The organism is Pseudomonas sp. S44 (assembly GCF_016624805.1).
Classification (GTDB): Bacteria; Pseudomonadota; Gammaproteobacteria; order Pseudomonadales; family Pseudomonadaceae; genus Aquipseudomonas; species Aquipseudomonas machongensis.
In genome coordinates this window covers 93,446-114,941 of the sequence record NZ_JACVTY010000004.1, presented here as the reverse complement: position 1 = coordinate 114,941, position 21,496 = coordinate 93,446, and the positions used below count along the sequence as shown (strand labels likewise).

18 protein-coding genes are annotated in these 21,496 nt (G+C 61.5%); 9 read left to right on the top strand and 9 right to left on the bottom strand.

What is annotated here, in order from left to right:
• Positions 1–28: 28 nt before the first annotated feature.
• A complete protein-coding gene (locus IAE40_RS05630) occupies positions 29–742 on the bottom strand; it encodes a TetR/AcrR family transcriptional regulator (protein ID WP_153774549.1) in 714 nt (237 codons plus the stop codon).
• Between the two features lie 241 nt (positions 743–983).
• Here IAE40_RS05630 and lexA point away from each other — a divergent pair, with 241 nt between their 5' ends.
• Both lexA and sulA read left to right on the top strand, forming a co-directional pair.
• On the top strand, positions 984–1,592 hold the full coding sequence (gene lexA, locus IAE40_RS05625; RefSeq protein WP_054894445.1) for a transcriptional repressor LexA: 609 nt from the start codon (positions 984–986) through the stop codon (positions 1,590–1,592).
• Positions 1,593–1,605: 13 nt separating this feature from the next.
• Positions 1,606–2,082, top strand: a complete 477-nt coding sequence (sulA, locus tag IAE40_RS05620; protein WP_197891606.1) for an SOS-induced cell division inhibitor SulA — start codon at positions 1,606–1,608, stop codon at positions 2,080–2,082.
• Between the two features lie 50 nt (positions 2,083–2,132).
• On the opposite strand, the gene IAE40_RS05615 is transcribed toward sulA, so the two are convergent.
• From IAE40_RS05615 to IAE40_RS05585, 7 genes are all read right to left on the bottom strand, one after another.
• Complete coding sequence (locus IAE40_RS05615) at positions 2,133–2,366, bottom strand: hypothetical protein (protein WP_011534820.1); 234 nt, start codon at positions 2,364–2,366, stop codon at positions 2,133–2,135.
• A 51-nt stretch (positions 2,367–2,417) separates the two neighbouring features.
• Positions 2,418–2,939 carry a DUF6586 family protein gene (locus IAE40_RS05610; RefSeq protein ID WP_200602804.1) on the bottom strand — a complete coding sequence of 174 codons (522 nt, stop codon included), beginning with the start codon at positions 2,937–2,939 and terminating at the stop codon, positions 2,418–2,420.
• Between the two features lie 89 nt (positions 2,940–3,028).
• Positions 3,029–5,638 (bottom strand): type I DNA topoisomerase, encoded by a 2,610-nt coding sequence (gene topA / locus IAE40_RS05605; RefSeq protein WP_112898835.1) that lies wholly within the window; start codon positions 5,636–5,638, stop codon positions 3,029–3,031.
• Between the two features lie 100 nt (positions 5,639–5,738).
• Positions 5,739–5,990, bottom strand: coding sequence for a DUF1653 domain-containing protein (locus IAE40_RS05600; protein WP_054894449.1), 252 nt, complete (start codon positions 5,988–5,990; stop codon positions 5,739–5,741).
• Positions 5,991–6,068: 78 nt separating this feature from the next.
• Positions 6,069–7,244, bottom strand: a complete 1,176-nt coding sequence (gene fadA, locus IAE40_RS05595; protein ID WP_200602803.1) for an acetyl-CoA C-acyltransferase FadA — start codon at positions 7,242–7,244, stop codon at positions 6,069–6,071.
• A 30-nt stretch (positions 7,245–7,274) separates the two neighbouring features.
• Complete coding sequence (gene fadB, locus IAE40_RS05590) at positions 7,275–9,422, bottom strand: fatty acid oxidation complex subunit alpha FadB (protein ID WP_200602802.1); 2,148 nt, start codon at positions 9,420–9,422, stop codon at positions 7,275–7,277.
• Between the two features lie 470 nt (positions 9,423–9,892).
• Positions 9,893–10,330, bottom strand: coding sequence for a hypothetical protein (locus IAE40_RS05585; protein WP_063545637.1), 438 nt, complete (start codon positions 10,328–10,330; stop codon positions 9,893–9,895).
• Between the two features lie 109 nt (positions 10,331–10,439).
• Between IAE40_RS05585 and IAE40_RS05580 the strand changes: the two genes are divergently transcribed.
• Complete coding sequence (locus IAE40_RS05580; RefSeq protein ID WP_054894453.1) at positions 10,440–10,880, top strand: universal stress protein; 441 nt, start codon at positions 10,440–10,442, stop codon at positions 10,878–10,880.
• Positions 10,881–10,940: 60 nt separating this feature from the next.
• Here the strand turns inward: IAE40_RS05580 and IAE40_RS05575 are convergent, their stop codons facing one another.
• Positions 10,941–12,872 carry an ATP-binding cassette domain-containing protein gene (locus tag IAE40_RS05575; RefSeq protein WP_054894454.1) on the bottom strand — a complete coding sequence of 644 codons (1,932 nt, stop codon included), beginning with the start codon at positions 12,870–12,872 and terminating at the stop codon, positions 10,941–10,943.
• A 235-nt stretch (positions 12,873–13,107) separates the two neighbouring features.
• Between IAE40_RS05575 and IAE40_RS05570 the strand changes: the two genes are divergently transcribed.
• The 6 genes from IAE40_RS05570 to IAE40_RS05545 all read left to right on the top strand — a co-directional run bounded on the left by IAE40_RS05570 (position 13,108) and on the right by IAE40_RS05545 (position 21,478).
• Positions 13,108–15,036 carry a transglycosylase SLT domain-containing protein gene (locus IAE40_RS05570; RefSeq protein WP_200602801.1) on the top strand — a complete coding sequence of 643 codons (1,929 nt, stop codon included), beginning with the start codon at positions 13,108–13,110 and terminating at the stop codon, positions 15,034–15,036.
• A 113-nt stretch (positions 15,037–15,149) separates the two neighbouring features.
• Positions 15,150–16,880 (top strand): protein-disulfide reductase DsbD, encoded by a 1,731-nt coding sequence (dsbD, locus tag IAE40_RS05565; protein WP_200602800.1) that lies wholly within the window; start codon positions 15,150–15,152, stop codon positions 16,878–16,880.
• A complete protein-coding gene (locus tag IAE40_RS05560; RefSeq protein WP_063545640.1) occupies positions 16,880–17,716 on the top strand; it encodes a TlpA disulfide reductase family protein in 837 nt (278 codons plus the stop codon). The genes dsbD and IAE40_RS05560 overlap by 1 nt, the downstream gene beginning before the upstream one ends.
• Position 17,717: 1 nt before the next feature.
• Positions 17,718–18,476 carry a thiol:disulfide interchange protein DsbG gene (gene dsbG, locus IAE40_RS05555; protein WP_200602799.1) on the top strand — a complete coding sequence of 253 codons (759 nt, stop codon included), beginning with the start codon at positions 17,718–17,720 and terminating at the stop codon, positions 18,474–18,476.
• Positions 18,477–18,587: 111 nt separating this feature from the next.
• On the top strand, positions 18,588–19,127 hold the full coding sequence (locus IAE40_RS05550; RefSeq protein ID WP_200602798.1) for a hypothetical protein: 540 nt from the start codon (positions 18,588–18,590) through the stop codon (positions 19,125–19,127).
• Positions 19,031–21,478, top strand: coding sequence for an RHS repeat-associated core domain-containing protein (locus IAE40_RS05545; protein ID WP_200602797.1), 2,448 nt, complete (start codon positions 19,031–19,033; stop codon positions 21,476–21,478). The genes IAE40_RS05550 and IAE40_RS05545 overlap by 97 nt, the downstream gene beginning before the upstream one ends.
• Positions 21,479–21,496 lie beyond the last annotated feature (18 nt).

The following is a 21,496-nucleotide window of genomic DNA, read 5'->3' as shown; positions in this document are numbered from 1 at the left end:
AGCCGAAGCGCCCTGCCCCGCCCAGTGTTCAGGCCTTGGCTGGCGCGCCGGTGACTGCGCTCTTGCTGCGTGGCCGCAGTTGCGCGGCCGCCATGGCCTCGTCGGTTACCCCGCTATCGGCACGCATGCCGGCGGCGAGGAACGGCACCATCAGACGCATGACCTGCTCGATCGAAGTGTTGATGCCGAAATCGGTTTCAGCGATGGCGCGCAGCGCCTTGATACCGGACATGCTGAACGCCGCGGCACCCAGCATGAAATGCACGCGCCAGAACAACTCGATGGGGGGAATACGCGGCGCCGCTTCGTTGACCAACAGCATGTAGCGCCTGAACACCTTGCCGTACATGTCTTCAAGATAGCGGCGCAGGTGGCCCTGACTCTGACTGAAGGCCAAGCCCAGCAGGCGCATGAAGATCGAGAGGTCGTTGTTGCTGCGCGGCTGCACGGCCAAGGCCTGCTCCACCAGCATCTCCAGCAGTTCTTCGAGCGTCGGCTTCTGCTCGGGGCGCGCCTGACGGCGCTCGAGCTCACGCTCCAGGCTGGCACAGAACGGACCGAGGAAGCGCGAGAAGACCGCCTGGATAAGCGCCTTTTTGGAGCCGAAATGGTAGTTCACCGCCGCCAGGTTGACCCCGGCCTTGCTGGTGATCAAACGCAACGAAGTTTCCGCGAAACCTCTTTCCGCGAACAGCTGCTCGGCAGCATCGAGAATGCGTTCAACGGTTTCCGATTGGGCCATGACTTATCCGCCTGACAAACAGTTGTTTGAAACATACGTTTCAAGCACGCGCATGTCAAGGTTCGGTGACCCGACGGTCGCCCTTTTTAAAGCGCTGGGGCTCAAGCTGCAAGCCACAAATATCAAGGGCTGGGCACGACGCTCGGAAGACCGAGGCGATTTTCTTCAAGCGTGGTGCTTGCAGCAGGCCTTGTACTGTATATAATCCCAGTCACTGTATAAAAAGACAGAGCCACTCGCCATGCTGAAACTGACGCCACGCCAAGCCGAGATCCTGGCCTTCATCAAACGTTGCCTTGAAGACAACGGCTTCCCGCCTACCCGCGCAGAAATCGCACAAGAGCTAGGGTTCAAATCGCCCAATGCCGCCGAAGAGCACCTCAAGGCCTTGGCGCGCAAGGGCGCCATCGAGATGACACCAGGCGCCTCCCGCGGCATTCGCATCCCTGGTCTCGAAGCCAAGCCTGACGACAGCGGCCTGCCGATCATCGGCCGTGTTGCAGCAGGTGCCCCGATCCTCGCCGAGCAGCACATCGAGGAATCCTGCAATATCAATCCAGCCTTCTTCCATCCTCGCGCCGACTACCTGTTGCGCGTTCACGGCATGAGCATGAAGGATATCGGCATCGTCGACGGCGACCTGCTCGCCGTGCACACCTGCCGCGAAGCCCGCAACGGCCAGATCGTGGTCGCCCGCATCGGTGACGAAGTGACCGTCAAGCGCTTCAAGCGCGAGGGCAGCAAGGTCTGGCTGATTGCCGAAAACCCCGAATTCGCCCCCATCGAAGTCGACCTGAAAGATCAGGAACTGGTGATCGAGGGCTTGAGCGTCGGCGTCATTCGCCGCTGATCCAGGAGGCGTCATGCAGCAGTCCGCCCATTTATCGCAGCCCGCACAATTGCCATTGTTCGAAGCCTTTCTCGCACAGCCGGTACTGCCAGGCCTGAAAAGTCGCGAGCAGTCGCGCAAGCCCGGCCAACCAGAACTGTTCAGTGAATTGTCCCTGCGCGGCGCGCCAGGGCACTGCCAGAGCCTGTTGGCCCCTATCCTGCGCGAGCTGAGCGAAGAAGATGACGCACGCTGGCTGACACTGATCGCGCCGCCGGCGAGCCTCACGCAAACCTGGCTACGTGACGCCGGCCTTAATCGCGAACGCATCCTGCTACTGCAACCCGGAAGCAACCAGAGCGCCCTGCAACTGGCCTGCGAAGCGCTGCGCCTGGGTCATAGCCACACGGTGGTCAGCTGGCTCGGCAACGTCAATGCCAGCATCCGCCAACAGCTCGTTCGTGCCGCCACCTGCGGAAATGCACAAAGCCTGAACATCCGCCTCGGCTGATGTCCAGGCTTTGCCTGTGACGCACTGCAGTGATGGCCCAACTGGCGTGTTCAGTGCAAAACCCGCGGCCCTTCATCTCGCTCGAAGTCACCTTCGACCAGCTTACCTGCCATCTGCACACCAACGCTGAGCATGGCTTTGGCCACTTCTACATGCTGCCCCTGAAGAAATGCCTTGGCATCTTCGGAGAAATCCAGGGTAACCAGCGAACCCTCGTCCTCGGCACGGCGCAGTTCGATCCGGCCATCAGGCAATTCGACAATTTCTAGAAAGGACGTTGACATAAAGGGCCTGCTGTTCACGAAAGGCGAGTAGTGTACCAGCCACGCCGACTGTCAGCACTCACTCAACGCTTCTCGGAAACGTCTTACAAGCCCTTTTAGGTCCTGCCGCCAGCGCTCCAACTCCGCCCGAGACAGCACGACATCCTCGACTTCATCGAGATTGACAGCCTGGATCAACGGCTGGGTGACATCTGTCTTGGCGACTTTCTTCGCGACCGGTGGTTGGAACAAATCGGCATAAGCCTTGATCAACTGCGCCAGCCAGGTCTGCGGTTGGCGTGCCAGCTCAAGCATCTCGGCCATTTCCGGAATGGCGACGGTCTTCAGCGTGTCATCGTCAAGCAACAGCTCTGCACGCGCGGCGTTCGCCTGGGGCAGACGATAGAAGCCGGCAATCTCATGGCACAGCCCGAGCAACGCCCCATACAAATGGAACACCGCCGCCTCGCGCTCAGCCTGGATCAGGCCCTGGGCATTCATGGCCTGGCTCTGCTCGGCCTTGGCCATGGACTCAAGAGCCAGGCCTGCAAAGAACAGTTTCTGGTTGGTGCGGGTGTAGAGTTCCTGGGCCATTTCGGATGACCTCCCATGGGCAGCAAGGCGAATAGCTGCATCATAAATGATTGGGACCGCAAAGCGGCCCCAATTGCAACACCGACGAATCAGCGCTTGTCTTCGACCTTCCACGCCTTGCCGTCGTAGAACGCCTTCCAGCCTGTCGGCTTGCCATCGACCTCGGATTGCACGTACTGCTCCTTGGTCTTGCGGCTGTAGCGAATCACCGCCGGACGACCGTCCGGATCCTTCTGCGGTGCATCGCAGAGGAAGTGATACTTCGGATCGATCTCATGCTTGTGCGGGATGATTTCCAGCACCAGCGGCGCACGGGTCTCGCGATTTTTCGGGAACTGGCTGGCCGCCAGGAACAACCCCGAAGCGCCGTCACGCAGCACGTAGGTGTCGTCGACCTTCTCGCACTTGAGCTCCGGCATGTCCACCTTGTCCATCTTCGGTGGCGCAGCCTCGCCGCTCTTGAGCAACTTGCGGGTGTTCTTGCACGCCGGGTTGGTGCAACCGAAGAACTTGCCGAAACGGCCAGTCTTGAGCTGCATCTCGCTGCCGCACTTGTCGCATTCCAGGCTCGGCCCCTCGTAGCCCTTGATGCGGTAGCTACCCTCTTCGATCTCGTAGCCAGGGCAATCCGGGTTATTACCACAGATATGCAGCTTGTGCTTCTCGTCGAGCAGGTAGGCGTCCATCGCCGTCGAGCAGATCGGGCAGCGGTGCTTGCCACGCAGCACCAGCGACTCGGATTCACCCTCGTCGTCAGCTGCGATCTCGTCACCCGGCACCAGATTGACGGTGGCCTTGCAGCGCTCCTTGGGCGGCAGGCTGTAACCCGAGCAGCCCAGGAACACCCCGGTCGAGGCGGTGCGGATCATCATCGGCCGACCGCATTCCTTGCAGGCAATGTTGGTCAAGGTCGGCTGATTGGCTCGCATGCCGTTTTCGCTGGACTCTGCTGTCTGCAGCTTCTTGCTGAAATCACCGTAGAACTCGTCGAGCACGTTTTTCCAGTCACGCTCGCCCTGGGCCACGTCATCGAGATTCTCTTCCATGCCGGCGGTGAAGCCGTAGTCCATCAGGTTGGAGAAGCTTTCGGACAAGCGCTCGGTCACGATGTCGCCCATCTTCTCGGAATAGAAGCGGCGGTTGTGCAGGGTCACATAGCCGCGGTCCTGGATGGTGGAAATGATGGCTGCATAGGTCGACGGACGACCAATACCACGTTTTTCCATTTCCTTGACCAGGCTCGCCTCGGTGAAACGCGCCGGCGGCTTGGTGAAGTGCTGGCTTGGGTCGAGCTGGATCAACTTGAGCGTCTCGCCCTGCCCCATTTCCGGCAGCACATCGTCCTCGCCCGGCTTGGCCTGTTGTGGCAGCACACGGGTGTAACCGTCGAACTTGAGAATACGGCCCTTGGCACGCAACTCGAAATCGCCAGCCGCCACGGTGACGCTCGTGGACAGGTACTGCGCCGGTGGCATCTGGCAGGCCAGGAACTGGCGCCAGATCAGCTCGTACAGGCGCTCGGCATCACGCTCCATGCCACTGAGCTTGCTCGGGTGGGTGTTGACGTCGGAGGGACGAATCGCTTCGTGCGCCTCCTGTGCGCCTTCCTTGCTGCCGTAGACGACCGGAGCGGCCGGCAGGTACTGCTTGCCGAACTCGCTTTCGATGTAGCTGCGCGCCATTTCAACGGCATCGGTCGACAGGTTGGTCGAGTCGGTACGCATGTATGTGATGTAGCCGGCTTCATACAGACGCTGGGCCATCATCATGGTCTTCTTCACCCCGAAGCCCAGGCGGTTGCTTGCCGCCTGCTGCAAGGTCGAGGTGATGAAGGGCGCCGATGGCTTGCTGCTGGTCGGGCGATCTTCACGCTTGATCACGCTGTAGCTGGAAGTCTTGAGCTTCTCCAGCGCCGCCATGGCCTGCGCTTCGTTCAACGGCTTGAAGGCTTCACCGTTCTCGCGCGCCACTTCGAAGCGCACCTTGGCGTTCTTCGCCGTGCCCAGGTCAGCATGGACCTCCCAGTATTCTTCGGGATTGAACGCACGGATCTCGCGCTCCCGCTCGACCACCAGCTTCACAGCCACCGATTGCACACGGCCGGCGGACAGGCCACGGGCGATCTTGGACCAAAGCAGCGGCGAAACCATGTAGCCCACCACGCGGTCGAGGAAGCGCCGCGCCTGCTGGGCATTGACCCGGGCGATATCCAGGTCCCCAGGCTGCGAAAACGCCTCCTGAATGGCCTTCTTGGTGATTTCGTTGAACACCACGCGCTTGTAGCGGCTGTCGTCTCCCCCGATGGCTTCGCGCAGGTGCCAGGCAATGGCTTCCCCCTCGCGATCCAAGTCGGTTGCGAGATAGATGGTGTCGGCATCCTTGGCCAAACGACGCAACTCGTCGATCACCTTCTCCTTGCCGGGAAGGATCTCGTACTTGGCCTTCCAGCCGGCCTCTGGGTCGACACCCATGCGCGCCACCAGTTGGCGCCGGGCTTTCTCCTTCGGCGTCAGCGCCGGAGCCTCACTCGCGGTCTTGCCGCGCTTGGCCGCCGGTTCCTTGGCCGTACTGGCCGAACCGCTGGTGGGGAGGTCTCGGATGTGGCCGATACTCGACTTCACCACGTACTGGCTGCCCAGGTACTTGTTGATGGTCTTGGCCTTGGCCGGGGATTCCACAATGACCAGCGATTTGCCCATGGATCGGAGTATTCCTGAATCTGAAGATGAAAAACGCGTCAGGTGCCGGACGCGGCACCGCTATATATAGTGGCAAAAGAGTGAGGTCAAGCGCGGTCGTTCACTCGCGAGGCTTCCCGGCCAGTGCCGCAAGCCCCTCTTCGGCCTTGACCAAAGCAAAGCGTGGCACCTGCTCGCCGTCAACCTCGACCGACTCCTGGAACATCGAAAGTGGCCGCACCCAAAACCCATAGTCACCATACAGGCATTGGTAGAACACCATCCACTCTTCGCTCTCCGAGTGCCGCGCAACGCTGAAGACACGGTACTCAGGCCCTTTGTAATGCCGGTATACGCCTGGTTGTATCTGCATGCTGCCCACCCTCTTGAACAAATCCTGTAAAAAACAAAAACCGGGGCACAAGGCCCCGGCTGCTGTCCTGCGAAGCGATCAGACGCGTTCGAAGACAGTGGTGATACCCTGACCCAGGCCGACACACATGGTCGCAACACCCAGCGTACCGCCATTCTGCTTCATGACGTTGAGCAGAGTGCCGGAAATCCGCGCACCGGAGCAACCGAACGGGTGACCCAGGGCGATGGCGCCGCCGTGCAGGTTAACCTTCTCATCCATCTTGTCGAGCACTTTCAGATCCTTCAGCACTGGCAGGGCCTGTGCGGCGAAGGCTTCGTTGAGCTCGAAGAAATCGATGTCGGCGATGGTCAGACCCGCGCGCTTGAGGGCTTTCTGAGTCGAAGGCACCGGCCCATAACCCATGATCGCCGGATCCACACCGGCTACTGCCATCGAACGAATCACGGCCAATGGCTGGATGCCGAGGTCCATGGCACGCTGGCCGGACATGACGATCATGCACGAGGCACCGTCGGTGATCTGCGACGAGGTGCCAGCGGTGACAGTGCCACCCTTGGGGTTGAACGCCGGCTTGAGCGCAGCGAGGCCCTCGAGGGTGGTCTCGGGGCGAATGGTTTCGTCGTAGTCAAAGACCTTGAGGAAGCCGTTCTCGTCGTAGCCCTGCATCGGGATGATCTCATCCTTGAACTTGCCCTCGACCGTGGCCTTGTGGGCCAACTGGTGCGAACGCAGGCCGAACAGGTCCTGCTGCTCACGGGTGATGCCGTGCATCTTGCCGAGCATCTCCGCAGTCAGGCCCATCATCCCGGAAGCCTTGGCAGCGTGCAAGGACAGGTGCGGGTTCGGGTCGACGCCGTGCATCATGCTGACGTGCCCCATATGCTCGACACCACCGATCACGAATACATCGCCGTTGCCGGTCATGATCGCCTGGGCAGCGGTGTGCAGCGCACTCATCGACGAGCCGCACAGGCGGCTGACGGTCTGCGCAGCGGAAGTGTGCGGGATCGGGGTCATCAGCGACGCCATGCGCGCGATGTTCCACCCCTGCTCCAGGGTCTGGTTGACGCAGCCCCAGATCACATCCTCGACCTCTTTCGGATCGACCTTGTCGTTGCGCTCCAGCAGCTTGCTGATCAGGTGCGCCGACATGTCCTCGGCACGGGTGTTGCGGTGCATGCCACCCTTGGAACGGCCCATCGGCGTGCGACCGAAGTCGACAATCACCACGTCTCTTGAATTCAGGCTCATATCAATAATCTCGCTCTAGCTCGTGGCCGTTCAGTTGAAGAAGCGCTGGCCGTTCTTGGCCATCTCACGCAGCTTCGCAGTCGGGTGGTACAGCGGACCCAGATCGGCGTACTTGTCGGCCAGGGCAACGAACTCGGCGACACCGATCGAATCGATGTAGCGCAGCGCACCACCGCGGAAGGGAGGGAAACCGATGCCGTAGACCAGGCCCATGTCCGCCTCGGCGGCAGTTTCGACGATGCCATCTTCCAGGCAACGCACGGTCTCCAGGCACAGCGGCACCATCATCCAGTTGATGATGTCCTCGTCACTGACTTCACGCTGCTCGAAGATCACCGGCTTGAGCACGTCCAGCACGGACGCATCGGCGACTTTCTTCGGCTTGCCGCGCTTGTCGGTCTCGTAGGCATAGAAGCCCTTGCCGTTCTTCTGACCCAGGCGATTGGCTTCGTACAGGGCGTCGACGGCGGAGCGGCGGTCGTCCTTCATGCGGTCCGGGAAGCCTTCTGCCATCACGTCGCGACCATGGTGGCCGGTGTCGATGCCGACCACGTCCATCAAGTAGGCCGGGCCCATCGGCCAGCCGAACTTTTCCATGACCTTGTCGATACGCACGAAATCGACGCCTGCGCTGACCAGCTTGGCGAAGCCACCGAAGTACGGGAACAGTACGCGGTTGACCAGGAAGCCCGGGCAATCGTTGACCACAATCGGATTCTTGCCCATTTTCTTGGCATAGGCCACCGTGGTGGCGACAGCCACTTCACTGGACTTCTCGCCACGAATGACTTCGACCAGCGGCATCATGTGCACCGGGTTGAAGAAGTGCATGCCAACGAAGTTTTCCGGACGCTTGAGCGCCTTGGCCAGCAAGTTGATCGAAATGGTCGAGGTGTTCGACGCCAGAATCGCGTCTTCCTTGACCTGCCCTTCCACCTCGGCCAGCACCGCCTGCTTGACCTTCGGGTTCTCGACCACAGCCTCGACGACGATGTCGACGTTGGCGAAATCGCCATACGACAAGGTCGGGCGAATGGCGTTGAGAGCTTCGGCCATCTTCGCCGGGGTCAGGCGGCCTTTCTCGACGCGCTTGCCAAGCAGCTTGGACGCTTCGTTAAGGCCCAGCTGGATAGCTTCCTCGCGAATATCCTTCATCAGGATCGGCGTGCCCTTGACCGCCGACTGGTAGGCGATACCGCCACCCATGATGCCGGCGCCGAGTACGGCGGCCTGCTTCACGTCACGAGCGATCTCGTCGTGGGCCTTGGCTTTGCGCTTGAGTTCCTGATCGTTCAGGAACAGGCCGACCAGGCTCTCGGCGACCGAGGTTTTGGCCAACTTGGCAAAACCGGCAGCTTCGACTTCCAAGGCCTTGTCACGACCAAAGTTGGCAGCCTTCTGGATGGTCTTGATGGCTTCGACCGGGGCCGGGTAGTTCGGGCCGGCTTGACCGGCGACAAAACCCTTGGCGGTTTCGAAGGCCATCATCTGCTCGATGGCGTTGAGCTTGAGTTTCTCGAGCTTGGGCTGACGCTTGGCCTTGTAGTCCAGCTCACCGCTGATGGCGCGCTTGATCAGGTCCAGAGCACCGACCTGCAGCAGCTCAGGCGCGACCACGGCATCGACGGCACCCACTTTCAGGGCGTCTTCAGCGCGGTTTTCCTTGCCCGAGGCGATCCATTCGATGGCATTGTCCGAGCCGATCAGACGCGGCAGGCGAACGGTGCCGCCAAAGCCTGGGTAGATGCCCAGCTTGACTTCCGGCAGGCCGATCTTGGCGCTGCTGGACATGACGCGGTAATCCGCCGCCAGGCACATCTCCAGGCCGCCGCCCAGGGCAATGCCGTTGATGGCCACGACGGTCGGCACCGCGAGGTCTTCGAAGTCGCTGAAGATACGGTTGGCTTCCAGGTTGCCGGCCACCAGCTCGGCCTCGGGCAGCTTGAAATTGTCGACGAATTCGGTGATGTCGGCACCGACGATGAACACGTCCTTGCCGCTGCTGACGATCACACCCTTGATGGAAGCGTCGGCCTTGATGGTATCCACGGCCTGACGCAGCTCGTTCAGGGTAAGGCGGTTGAATTTGTTGACGGACTCACCCTTGAGGTCGAACTTCAGTTCGACGATGCCGCTTTCAAGAGCCTTAACCGTGATGGCTTTACCTTCGTAAATCATCAACTGATCTCCACGATATGGAAGCTGAACTGTACACGCCGATCACTGACAGGAAGGCCATCTTCAAGCCCTCCCCCAGGCACACCCGTCAGCGCGCTAGTCGGGATTCTGTACGAGCGATGTGAACATACAAACGCTCAATTCATACGCCCGTTTGATTTGGGTACGCACACATTCTCCGAAAAGGTCGGCGTTGTCAAATGCTCGAAAGCACCCGGAAAACGCGACTTTCCAGTCATTTTGTAACACCAGGGGATAAAACATGATGACAGTGATTGTCGATCATTCATATCGACGATCGGCCAATGGCTGGTGGGGTTAGTTGCGCTGCCAGCTTGCTGATTTTTCATGCGCACATTCGAGACAAGGGTCTACACTGCCCTCGAATCGAATGTTTTCCCGGCCTGCCTGGCCAGCTTCACCACTGTGGGATCAGGGTTGCCCTGCTCCCACTTTTTTTTGCGCATGCCTCAGGCGAGGGTTTCGAGTGTGTGGGCAATATCCTGCAATACAGATTTTTCGCCGCGCTCGCTCCAGTACAAGGCGATCATGCGCGTATCGGCCTCCACCTTGTAGACATTGGCCGGCAACCGCGCAAAACACTCCGCCAGACGAGGCTCCTCGCAGGGTTCACGCCATTTGTTCCACCACACTCCCGGGCTGACCTGCCAATAGCACCAGCTATCCTCACGCCCTTTGCGCCGCCCTCGGTGATACTGCGGACATGGGCTTGGCGGCTCGCTTTGCAGCCAGTGCGGCCACTGTTGGGGCGCCAGTTGCATGGCCAGGCCCATGCGCCGCCCCTCCAGGCGCAGGCTCATCTGTTCGCTCTGCTTGCGGGACGGTCGCAACCAGGCCAACGGGCTGAGAATCAGCGCAAGGATTGACACCACCAGCCATACCGTCATATCTGTAGTTCCCATAAAGCGTTGCAAATGAGCGGGTTAGTCTTTTTCACGCAAGACCTGCCAGAAAGCGACCATACTTTCATTATTGCGATTGTCAGGAGTGCCGCTCATGTCCTACGAACATCTTCTGGTTGCCGTCGACCTGACCGAAGAATGCGATCCGGTGATCAAGCGTGCCATGAAGCTCGCCGAACCCACCGGAGCCAAGGTTTCCCTGGTGCATATCGTCGAGCCGATGGCCATGGCATTTGGTGGCGACGTGCCGATGGACCTGTCGCAACTGCAGCAACAGCAGTTCGACCAGGCCAAGGAACGCATGGATCGCCTGTTCAACAAATATCCAGACATCCAGCGCGGCGATTCGCACCTGACCTACGGCCAGCCGCGCCAGGAAATACATCAACTGGCCAAGGATCAGAAGTGCGACCTGATCGTGGTCGGCAGCCATGGCCGCCATGGTCTGGCGCTGCTACTGGGTTCTACGGCCAATGACGTGCTGCATGGGGCACCGTGCGATGTACTGGCGGTGCGCTTGCAGAAGAAAGAATGATATAGCCCGAGCCGGCCCTATCGCTGGGACTTGTCCCGCGATAGGGCCGGCTCGATCGACTCAACCTTCCAGCTCGGCCCAGCGCTCGACCAGCACATCCAGCTCAGCCTGCAACTTCTCGAGCTTGGCCAGCACGTCCGACGTTTCGCCAATCGGCCGCTGATAGAAGCCAGGCGCGTTCACCTCTTCCTGCAGCACCGCCATCTTCTGCTCCAGCGCATCGATCTGCCCAGGCAGCATCTCCAGCTCACGCTGCAGTTTGTAGCTCAGCTTTTTCTTGCTACTGTCGGCCACCACAGGCGCCACGGGCTCCGGGGCGACCTCGACCGCAACCTTCTCGACCACCGCACTGTTGAGCTCGGACTTGCCGCCCTTGCTCTCGGTCACGCCCAGCAGCTTCGGCGAGCCCCCCTGGCGGATCCAGTCTTCATAGCCACCCACGTACTCACGCACCTTGCCCTCACCCTCGAACACCAGGGTGCTGGTGACCACGTTGTCGAGGAAGGCCCGGTCGTGGCTGACCATCAGTACCGTGCCCTTGAAGTTGGACAGCACTTCCTCGAGCAGCTCGAGGGTCTCGACGTCCAGGTCGTTGGTCGGCTCGTCCAGCACCAGCAAGTTGGCCGGTTTGCTGAACAGCTTGGCCAGCAACAGACGCGCACGCTCACCACCAGACAGCGCCTTGACCGGCGTGCGTGCACGCTGGGGGCTGAACAGGAAGTCACCGAGGTAGCTCAGCACGTGGCGATTCTGACCATCGATCTCGATGAAGTCGCGACCTTCGGCGAGGTTGTCGATCACCGTCTTCTCGAGGTCGAGCTGGTGACGCATCTGGTCGAAGTAGGCCACCTCCAGCTTGGTGCCGCGATCGACCTTGCCGGCGGTCGGCTCCAGGTCACCCAGCATGAGCTTGAGCAAGGTGGTCTTGCCGGTGCCGTTGGCGCCGAGCAGGCCGATACGGTCCTGGCGCTGCAGGACCATGGAGAAATCCTTGACCAGCTTCGGCCCCTGAGGGTGCGCGAAGCTGACGTTTTCCAGCACCATCACCTGCTTGCCGGACTTGTCGGCGACCTCGATCTGGATGTTCGCCCTGCCCTGGCGCTCGCGACGCTCGCTGCGCTCCACGCGCAGGGCCTTGAGGGCACGCACACGGCCTTCATTACGGGTACGCCGGGCCTTGATGCCCTGGCGGATCCAGACCTCTTCCTGGGCCAGGCGCTTGTCGAACAGCGCATTGGCGGTTTCCTCGGCGGCCAGCGCAGCCTCCTTGTGCACCAGGAAGCTGGCGTAGTCGCCGTTCCAGTCAATCAGCCCGCCGCGGTCCAGCTCGAGGATCCGCGTGGCCAGGTTCTGCAGGAACGAGCGGTCGTGAGTGATGAACAGCACGGCGCCGTTGAAGCCGCTCAGGGCCTCTTCGAGCCAGGCGATGGCACCGATGTCCAGGTGGTTGGTCGGTTCGTCGAGCAGCAGCAGGTCAGGCTCGGACACCAGCGCCTGGGCCAGCAGCACGCGACGGCGCCAGCCGCCGGACAGCTCGGCGAGGGTCTTGTCGGCCGGCAGTTGCAGGCGGCTCAGGGTGCTCTCCACGACCTGTTGCAGGCGCCAGCCGTCCCGGGCTTCCAGCTCATGCTGGACATGCATCAGCTTGTCCAGGTCGGCATCATTCTGGATGTTCTGGCTCAGGTGGTGATATTCGGCGAGCAGCGCACCGACGCCGTCGAGGCCCTCGGCGACCACATCGAACACGCTGCGATCGTCGGCCACCGGCAATTCCTGCGGAAGCTCACCGATCTTCAGTGCCGGCGCACGCCAGATTTCCCCTTCGTCGGGTTTCTGCTCACCCTTGACCAGGCGCAACATGCTCGACTTGCCGGTGCCGTTCCGGCCGATAATGCACACCCGCTCGCCACGGGCGATCTGCCAGGACACCTTGTCCAGCAGCGGCATGGCGCCGAACGCAAGGGACACATCGCTGAATTTGAGCAGGGTCATGATCATCTCCAAAAACCGGGCGCGCATTCTACCTGACTTTCACGCCTACTTCGCCCCTGCGTGACATTCCGGGTGCGATGGCAGCGAGCGCTTGGCGACGCGTGGTCGGTGTTAACGATTCGATACAAGCACAGTGCTTTCATCCATCGCCGGCAAACGGCTAAGCTAAGGAAACTAGATTTCAACAGTGCTGGCTTCGCCGTCACTTTTCATGGTTCAACTGCCCGGACGTATCATGCGCAGCCGCCTGTTCCAATTCGTTTCCTGCCTGGTGCTCACCGCTACGACCGCGAGTGCTGCACAGGCCATCGACATCACCCAGCAGCGCCAGTACTACGACGAGGCCAAGCGTGCCCTCGCCAAAGGCGACAAGGGTCCCTACCTGCGCTATGCCCAAGCGCTCAGCGACTATCCGCTCACACCCTACCTGGCCTACGACGAGCTCACCGCGCGGCTGAAGACTGCCAGCAACGAGGAAGTCGAAGGCTTCCTCGCCAAACACGGTGACCTGCCCCAGGCCAACTGGATGAAACTGCGCTGGTTGCGCTGGCAGGCCGAACGCGGCGAATGGAAGACCTTCGTCAAATACTACGACCCGAAGCTGAACTTCACCGAACTGGATTGCCTCAACGGCCAGTACCAGTTGACCAACGGCCTGCGCGCCGAAGGTTTCGCCACTGCCGAAAAACTGTGGAACGTCGGCAAGTCGCAACCTGCGGCCTGCGACACCTTGTTCGGCCTGTGGGCCGCAGAAGGCCAGCTCACCGAGGCCCGCCGCTGGCAGCGTGCCAAACTGGCGGCCGAGGCGCGCAACTACAGCCTGGCCAACAACCTGGTGCAAACGCTCACCACACTCGGCCCGCAAGGCAAGCTGCTGATCGATGTGGCGCAGAAACCCGAGCTGCTCAAGCAGCCTTCGCGCTTCATGCCGGTCAACGAAGCGATGTCCGATGTGGTCAGCCTCGGCCTGCGCCGCCTGGCGCGGCAGGATCCCGAGCAAGCCATGGCCCTGCTCGACGACTACGCCCAGCGCATGCATTTCTCCCGCGACGAGAAGGTCGCCATCGCCCGCGAAATCGGCCTCACGCTCGCACGGCGCTACGATCCGCGTGCCCTCGACCTGATGACCCGCTACGACCCGGAACTGCGCGACAACACCGTCAGCGAATGGCGCATGCGCCTGCTGCTGCGTCTCGGGCGCTGGGAAGAAGCCTACGAACTGAGCCGCCGCCTGCCCCAGGATCTGGCCGACAGCAGCCGCTGGCGCTACTGGCAGGCACGCAGCCTGGAGCTGGCACAACCCAACAACCCGCAGATCCCGCTGCTCTACAAGAACGTCTCGCGTGAGCGCGACTTCTATGGTTTTCTTGCTGCCGATCGCGCGCAAACACCGTACCAGCTCAACAACAAACCCCTGGTACTGAGCCAGCAGTTGATCAACAAGGTGCGTAACACCCCCGGCGTGCGCCGCGCCCTGGAGTTCCACGCCCGTGGCCAGATTGTCGAGGGGCGCCGCGAGTGGTACCACGTCAGCCGCCACTTCAACCGTGACGAAATGGTCGCCCAGGCCCGCCTGGCCTACGACCTGCGCTGGTACTTCCCGGCTATCCGCACCATCAGCCAGGCCAAGTACTGGGACGACCTGGACATCCGCTTCCCGATGGCCCACCGCGACACCCTGGTGCGCGAAGCCAAAGTCCGCGGCCTGCACTCGAGCTGGGTATTCGCCATCACCCGTCAGGAAAGTGCCTTCATGGACGATGCCCGCTCGCCAGTAGGCGCCAGCGGCCTGATGCAACTGATGCCAGGAACCGCCAAGGAGACCGCGCGCAAGTTCAGCATCCCGCTGGCCTCGCCTGCGCAGGTGCTCGATCCGGACAAGAACATCCAGCTCGGCGCCGCCTACCTGAGCCAGGTGCACGGCCAGTTCAACGGCAACCGCGTGCTGGCGTCGGCCGCCTACAACGCAGGCCCCGGTCGCGTACGTCAGTGGCTCAAGGGCGCCAAGCACCTGAGCTTCGATGTCTGGGTCGAGTCGATCCCGTTCGATGAGACACGTCAGTATGTGCAGAACGTGCTGTCGTACTCGGTGATCTATGGCCAGAAACTGAACGCACCACAACCGTTGGTGGACTGGCACGAACGCTACTTCGACGACATGTGATCCGGCCCAAGCCCTGTCGGAGCACCGACAGGGCCTCATGTCGGACCGGGTTAACTTTCGGTTAATCAGTCTGCTCCAGCATGGTGCACTCAATGCACTGCCAAGGCGTCGACATGCGTGTTCTCCTGCTCATCCTGACATTCCTGCTCGCCGGCCCGCTCCAGGCCAATCCCTTCGCTCCCAAGTCGGACTTCCTGCCGGTGAATCAGGCTTTCGTCCTGAGCCAGGACCGCTTGCCTTCCGGGCAGATGCGCCTGTATTTCCAGATCAAGGATGGCTACTACCTCTACCAGAAGCGCCTGAAGTTCGACGGCATTCCCGTCGATCAGCAACCGCAACTGCCTGCGGCTCTCAACCATCATGACGAGTTCTTCGGCGACAGCGCCGTCTATCGCACCGAACTCGAGTTGCTGCTGCCCGCCAACGCCACTGGAGAACTGCGACTCGGCTGGCAGGGCTGCGCCGATGCCGGGCTGTGCTATCCACCGCAAACCACCGTGATCGATCTGGGCGGCCAGGCGGTTTCTGCTGCGCCAGCCGCACCGGATGGCGGACAAGCCAGCGACCAGGCCCTGGCCAGCGGCCTGCAGCACAGCAGCCTGGCCTGGAGCCTGCTGGCGTTCTTCGGCCTGGGTCTGCTGCTGGCCTTCACCCCCTGCTCGCTACCGATGCTGCCCATCCTCGCCGGGTTGGTCATGGGCAATGGTGCCAGTGCACGACGTGGCTGGATTCTGGCCGGCGTCTACGTTCTGAGCATGGCCTTGGTGTACGCCGCACTGGGTGTGGTCGCCGCGCTGCTCGGCGCCAGCCTGCAGGCCTGGCTACAGCAACCTTGGCTGCTGGGCAGCCTGGCCGGCCTGTTCGTGATCCTCGCCCTGCCGATGTTCGGGGCCTTCGAACTGCAACTGCCCGCCGCCGTGCGTGACCGCCTCGATCGTGCAGGCCAGGGCACGCGTGGCGGCAACCTGTATGGCGCAGCGTTGCTTGGCGCGCTCTCGGGCCTGCTTATGGGGCCGTGCATGACCGCGCCACTGGCCGGTGCGCTGCTCTATATCGCCCAGAGCGGCGATGTGGTGCAGGGCGCGCTGGTGCTGTTCAGCCTGGGGCTGGGCATGGGCGTTCCACTGCTGTTGCTGGTCACCCTGGGCAACCGCTACCTGCCACGCCCTGGATCCTGGATGAACCTGGTCAAGGGCGTGTTCGGCTTCGTCTTCCTGGCAATGGCGCTGTACACCCTGCGCAGCCTGCTGCCAGAACCACTGCTGCTGGCACTGGTCGGCGCCTGGCTGATTGCCCTGGCCTGGGCTGCATGGCCTGCCCTGCAGCGTCTGCCGGCGCTGCGAGCCCTGCCGTTGCTGGGTGCGCTCTGGGGTGGCCTGTTGCTGGTCGGTGCTGCCGCCGGTGGCAACGATCTGTGGCAACCGCTGCAGCCATTCACCGGTGGTGGCGCCGCGCCGATGAGCAGCGCCCATGACCAGCGGGTTATCACCATCGACAACCCGCAGGACCTGCAGCGCGAACTGGATGCCGCCAAGGCGCGCAACCAATGGGTGTTAGTCGACTACTACGCCGAGTGGTGCGTATCGTGCAAAGTGATGGAGAAGCAGGTATTTGCCCGCAGCGACGTGCAGGCCAGCCTCGACGGCGTGCAGTTGCTGCGCCTGGATGTCACTGCCGACACCCCCGCCAGCCGCGCATTGCTGCAGCGCTACCAGGTTCCAGGCCCGCCCAGCCTGATCTGGATCGGCCCGGAAGGTGACGAGCGCCGTGCCCGGCGCATCACCGGCGAAATCGACGCGGCAGCGTTCCTGCAACACTGGGCCCAGACCAGGAGTCAAGGTTGATGCTGACGGTAACCCTGGGGCCATTGACCATGGCCCTGAACCACCTGCTGCTGCTCAGCGCACTCGGCATCGCCTGCCTGGTCGGCTGGTGGGTGGCCCGCCGTGGCGGCGAAAGCCCCGAGTCGGCACTGTTCAATCTGTTTCTGGTCGGAGTCCTCAGCGCCCGTGCGGGCTTCGTCCTGGAGTACTGGGCGATGTACCGCGACGAGCCACTGCAGATCATCGACATTCGCGATGGCGGCTTCCAACTCTGGAGCGGCCTGGCGGGCATCGTCGCTGCTGCCTTGTGGCAAGGTCGACGCCGTCCGGGCCTGCGCCGGCCACTGGGCTGGGCACTGTTCAGCGGCGCCCTGTTCTGGGGGCTGGCAAGCCTGGGCAGCCACCTGTACAGCAAAGGCACCGAACTGCCCGATCTGAGCCTGCGCAACGCCAGCGGCGAGTCGGTGGCCCTGCACAGCTACCGCGGCACACCCCTGGTCATCAACATCTGGGCCACCTGGTGCCCACCGTGCCGACGGGAGATGCCCGTGCTGCAGCAGGCCCAGAGCGACTACCCCGACGTGACCTTCCTGTTCGTCAACCAAGGCGAAACACCCGAAAGCGTCAGTACCTTCCTTGCCACGACCGGCCTGAGCCTGAACCACGTGCTGTTCGACGGCAGTGGGCAACTGGCGCAACGGGTCGGCTCCATGGCCCTGCCCACCACTTTGTTCTACAACGCCGAGGGCCGCCTGGTAGGCAGCCATCTCGGCGAGCTGTCCCGCGCCAGCCTGCACAACGCCCTGGAACCTTTAAAGCGGGCCGTGGCGCCCGCCCCCGCCGTACAAGGAAAATGACATGCGACTGACTGCTCTCCTGCCCCTCTCCCTGGCCCTGCTCGTCGCGCCCCTGGCCCAAGCAGAGCCCTGGCCCAAGCCGATTCAGCAGATGGAGGCCAAGGGCGCGGTGATCAAGGGCACGTTCGACGCGCCCAATGGCCTGCGCGGCTATGCCGCCGAGTACCATAGCAACGGCATCGCCCTGTATCTGACCCCCGACGGCAAGCACGTGCTGGTTGGCAGCCTGTTCGATGAACAAGGCCAGGACCTGAGCGCCGAGCCATTGGACAAGCTGGTCTACACACCGATGAGCAAGGAAATCTGGGCGAAGATGGAAAAGACCGCCTGGATCCAGGACGGCAAGGCCGATGCGCCACGCATCGTCTACCTGTTCAGCGACCCCAACTGCCCTTACTGCAACATGTTCTGGCAACAGGCGCGGCCCTGGGTCGACTCGGGCAAGGTGCAATTGCGCCATATCATGGTCGGCATCATCCGCCCGGACAGCCCTGGCAAGTCCGCCGCGCTGTTGTCGGCAAAAGACCCTGCCAAGGCACTGCAAGAACACGAAAGCGCTGGCAAGGCCAGCACGCTCAAGGCACTGGACACCATTCCCGAACCCACACAGAAGCAACTCGCAGCCAACCAGGCGTTGATGGAAGAAATGGGGCTGGGCGCAACGCCTGCGATCTTCTACCAGGATGAACAGGGACAACTGCAAAGCCAACAAGGCGCGCCACGCCCGGAAATGCTCGGCAAGATCCTGGGCAAGCGCTGACCTGATAAATCTGTCAGGTGCGAGACCGACGCAGTCTCCCTAGACTCCTCTTATCGCACCCTCGCGGCCACGCGATCGGTGCACAGGATGCGATGAGAAGAGGGATCGCAGATGCCTGCCATCAAGGCTGCACGCTACCATGCCGAAACACCGGACGTGACGGTGCTCTCCGGTGCAGCAGGCGCTACGGTGACGCTGCGCCTGCTGCGCTCCCCACAGGATGGAGCAGACATACCCGCAGCAAAACTGCTGCGTAACCGCACCCATGCAGATGCACTGACCCGCACCGTCCGCCAGTTCGGTGCCCGAGCATTGCAGGTATCGGCAGGCGCAACGACGCTGGCTGATGCCACGACGGTCGCCAGCCTCGGCGGCCGACAGTTGAAGCTGCATACCACCGACGGCGATACTTCACTGTCGCTTGATGATGCCACTGGTCGGCCGCTGTGGACCTGCAACGCACAGGGCACCCACCACACGCACACCTATGAAACCCCAGAACAAGGCGACGCAAGAGCGCGGTCTTCGAGCACCCGGCCGCTGGCATTGCACGTATGCGCGAGCGCCTGGTGTATGCGCCAGCCACAGCTGCCGACCGCCAGCGCAACCTGGCAGGTGCCACGCTCAAGCATTTCGACAACGCAGGCCTGACCCACACAGCCTTGCTATCGCTGACCAGCAAACCTCTCGAAACCCGGCAACAGCTGTTGCAGCCTCACGCCGAACAACCCGATTGGGCTGGCAGCAGTGAGGGTGATCTGGAAGAGAACATACTGATCACCGTTAACCGATACAACGCAGTGGGCGATGTGCTGGTACGCACCAACGCAGCCGGGGTCACGAGCTCTAAGACACTGGACGTCAGTGGCGCAGTACGCCAGATACATTTGCGCCAGGGTGCCAAGGAGGCCATGGCGCTCGCGGCAGTCACGCGCAGGGCCGATGGCATGGTCACGGCGCAGACGTCTGGCAATGGCGTGGTCGACCTCTATGGCTACTCGCCCACCAGTCAGCGCCTGATTCAACATCGTACGCAGCGCCCAAGTGACCATGCGCTGGGCTATCTGCTGATCAGCGACCTGCACTATGGCTACGATCCCGCAGGCAACATCCTCGCCCTCGATGACCAAGGTGCCGACCCTCAGTGGCATGACAACCAACAGTCCGACGGCCTGCGCGAATACGCCTACGACACCCTCTACCGCCTGGTCGAGGCCAGCGGGCGCGAGCGCAGCCCGGTCGGCGCCTACTGGTCGTCCTCCTTCGGAACGTCCGACCGCAAGGGCGGCAGGGTCTGGACACCTTACAGCGAACGCTACGAATACGACGACGGTGACAACCTGATCACCTTGAGTCACAACGGTGGTGCCGGCAAGCGCACACAGCACCTGTGTGTGTCGACCCAAAGCAACCGCGCAATGCCCGAGGGCCACGGGCTGACACCAGACAACGGCTTCCTGCCTGGCGGCCTGCAGAAACAACTGGTCGATGGCCGGGCGCTGGCTTGGTTGGCCGATCACCAGCTGGGTCAGGTGTCGCTGATCAAACGCACCAACGGAGCGGCGGATGATATCGAGCAGTACCGCTACGCCAATGGCGGCACCCGCCGTCGCAAAATCAGTTCGGTGCGCATGGCCAACGCAATCCAGACCACCCTGACGACCTACATCGATGACTGCGAGGTACGCCTGCGCACGCTCGAAGGCCAGCCCCAGGCGCTCAAGCAGGTGGTGATCAGCGAAGTCGAGCAGGTGCGTTGGATTGAAAATCGCCGGAGTACCGAGGTTCACCTGCGCTATGGATTTAGCGATCATCTGGGCAGCAGTGCGGGAGAAACGGACGAGGCGGGAAACATCGTCTCGCGTGAGGAATACAGCCCCTATGGCGAAACAGTTGGCCTGGATGAGCAGGCAGCGGAAGTCGACGGATTAACCCAACGTACGTCGCGTCATGCCGGCAAGGAGCTCGATGCCAGCGGTCTTTACTACTACGGCTGGCGATACTATCAGACGGGGTTGGGCCGATGGCTGAGTGCCGATCCCGGTGGGCTTGTTGATGGCCCGAATCTGTATCGGATGAACAGAAATAATCCTCTGCGCTTTCGTGACGCTATAGGGATGTTTCCAACAGAGACCGTTTTGACTACCGTCATAGAAATATTTGCCATGTGGCTACTTCTGATGAACGTCGCGAATCTTGTTACGCACAACCAGCCCCTCTACTACCAGGTCAAAGATGCCGAGAGAAACGGAACATCACTGACAGCTCCCTTATGGAAACACTGGAGAGAACCGGGTGGCCGCCTCCATGTTGGATCCAGCGCACTAAGGACACTGTACATCCTTAATGCGATTGTTTTAATGATCTGGGGCTGGCTCTCCCCCAATGATCCCCTCACGATATATTTGACCATATTTGGCGCCGCCACATCGGTGATGAGAGAAACGCCTACACAATATCGGCTGTTTATGAAACATCGTAAAGCAGAACAAATTCGCCGTGCTCAGTTGGCGCCTGAAGAGGCTCCATCGTCCGAAAATGATGCTCAATCACCCGATAATCACAACTCCGTAGGCGGCGGAAAATTCGTTCACCAAAACCCCATTAGCAGACCACACTCGCCCATACTTGGGGAACAGCGCCCGAATACGCACGACGCTATAGAGAGGGCCGCCTTGCCCGGTCCATCGGCACATACCGACGCAGAAGAGGTGTCCCCTACACCGCAGCACATCGCCATCAATATTGACGGCCAAGATACAAATGAGACTCGACAGGTAACGACGCTAGCTCGCACGCACAGTACATCGAGCGATGAGAATACTCTCAACCTGCAGACACTGTTTTCTGACACCACCGACGACAATTCAAACTCCAGCCGGCGCTCAAGCCTATCAAGTAACTCTTCGACGCTGTCAAGTAACCCGTCGACGGTAAGAAAAAGAATGGGCGACTCTGGTCGTAGCACTCGTAGAAACAGCATCAACAACGCACAGCGTTAAATACAGCACGACACCCGC

What these genes read in the sequence shown, in the direction of transcription:
- IAE40_RS05630 (WP_153774549.1), bottom strand. Translation starts at nt 742, where the DNA reads ATGGCCCAATCGGAAACCGTTGAACGCATTCTCGATGCTGCCGAGCAG.
- lexA (WP_054894445.1), top strand. Translation starts at nt 984, where the DNA reads ATGCTGAAACTGACGCCACGCCAAGCCGAGATCCTGGCCTTCATCAAA.
- sulA (WP_197891606.1), top strand. Translation starts at nt 1,606, where the DNA reads ATGCAGCAGTCCGCCCATTTATCGCAGCCCGCACAATTGCCATTGTTC.
- IAE40_RS05615 (WP_011534820.1), bottom strand. Translation starts at nt 2,366, where the DNA reads ATGTCAACGTCCTTTCTAGAAATTGTCGAATTGCCTGATGGCCGGATC.
- IAE40_RS05610 (WP_200602804.1), bottom strand. Translation starts at nt 2,939, where the DNA reads ATGGCCCAGGAACTCTACACCCGCACCAACCAGAAACTGTTCTTTGCA.
- topA (WP_112898835.1), bottom strand. Translation starts at nt 5,638, where the DNA reads ATGGGCAAATCGCTGGTCATTGTGGAATCCCCGGCCAAGGCCAAGACC.
- IAE40_RS05600 (WP_054894449.1), bottom strand. Translation starts at nt 5,990, where the DNA reads ATGCAGATACAACCAGGCGTATACCGGCATTACAAAGGGCCTGAGTAC.
- fadA (WP_200602803.1), bottom strand. Translation starts at nt 7,244, where the DNA reads ATGAGCCTGAATTCAAGAGACGTGGTGATTGTCGACTTCGGTCGCACG.
- fadB (WP_200602802.1), bottom strand. Translation starts at nt 9,422, where the DNA reads ATGATTTACGAAGGTAAAGCCATCACGGTTAAGGCTCTTGAAAGCGGC.
- IAE40_RS05585 (WP_063545637.1), bottom strand. Translation starts at nt 10,330, where the DNA reads ATGACGGTATGGCTGGTGGTGTCAATCCTTGCGCTGATTCTCAGCCCG.
- IAE40_RS05580 (WP_054894453.1), top strand. Translation starts at nt 10,440, where the DNA reads ATGTCCTACGAACATCTTCTGGTTGCCGTCGACCTGACCGAAGAATGC.
- IAE40_RS05575 (WP_054894454.1), bottom strand. Translation starts at nt 12,872, where the DNA reads ATGACCCTGCTCAAATTCAGCGATGTGTCCCTTGCGTTCGGCGCCATG.
- IAE40_RS05570 (WP_200602801.1), top strand. Translation starts at nt 13,108, where the DNA reads ATGCGCAGCCGCCTGTTCCAATTCGTTTCCTGCCTGGTGCTCACCGCT.
- dsbD (WP_200602800.1), top strand. Translation starts at nt 15,150, where the DNA reads ATGCGTGTTCTCCTGCTCATCCTGACATTCCTGCTCGCCGGCCCGCTC.
- IAE40_RS05560 (WP_063545640.1), top strand. Translation starts at nt 16,880, where the DNA reads ATGCTGACGGTAACCCTGGGGCCATTGACCATGGCCCTGAACCACCTG.
- dsbG (WP_200602799.1), top strand. Translation starts at nt 17,718, where the DNA reads ATGCGACTGACTGCTCTCCTGCCCCTCTCCCTGGCCCTGCTCGTCGCG.
- IAE40_RS05550 (WP_200602798.1), top strand. Translation starts at nt 18,588, where the DNA reads ATGCCTGCCATCAAGGCTGCACGCTACCATGCCGAAACACCGGACGTG.
- IAE40_RS05545 (WP_200602797.1), top strand. Translation starts at nt 19,031, where the DNA reads ATGCGCGAGCGCCTGGTGTATGCGCCAGCCACAGCTGCCGACCGCCAG.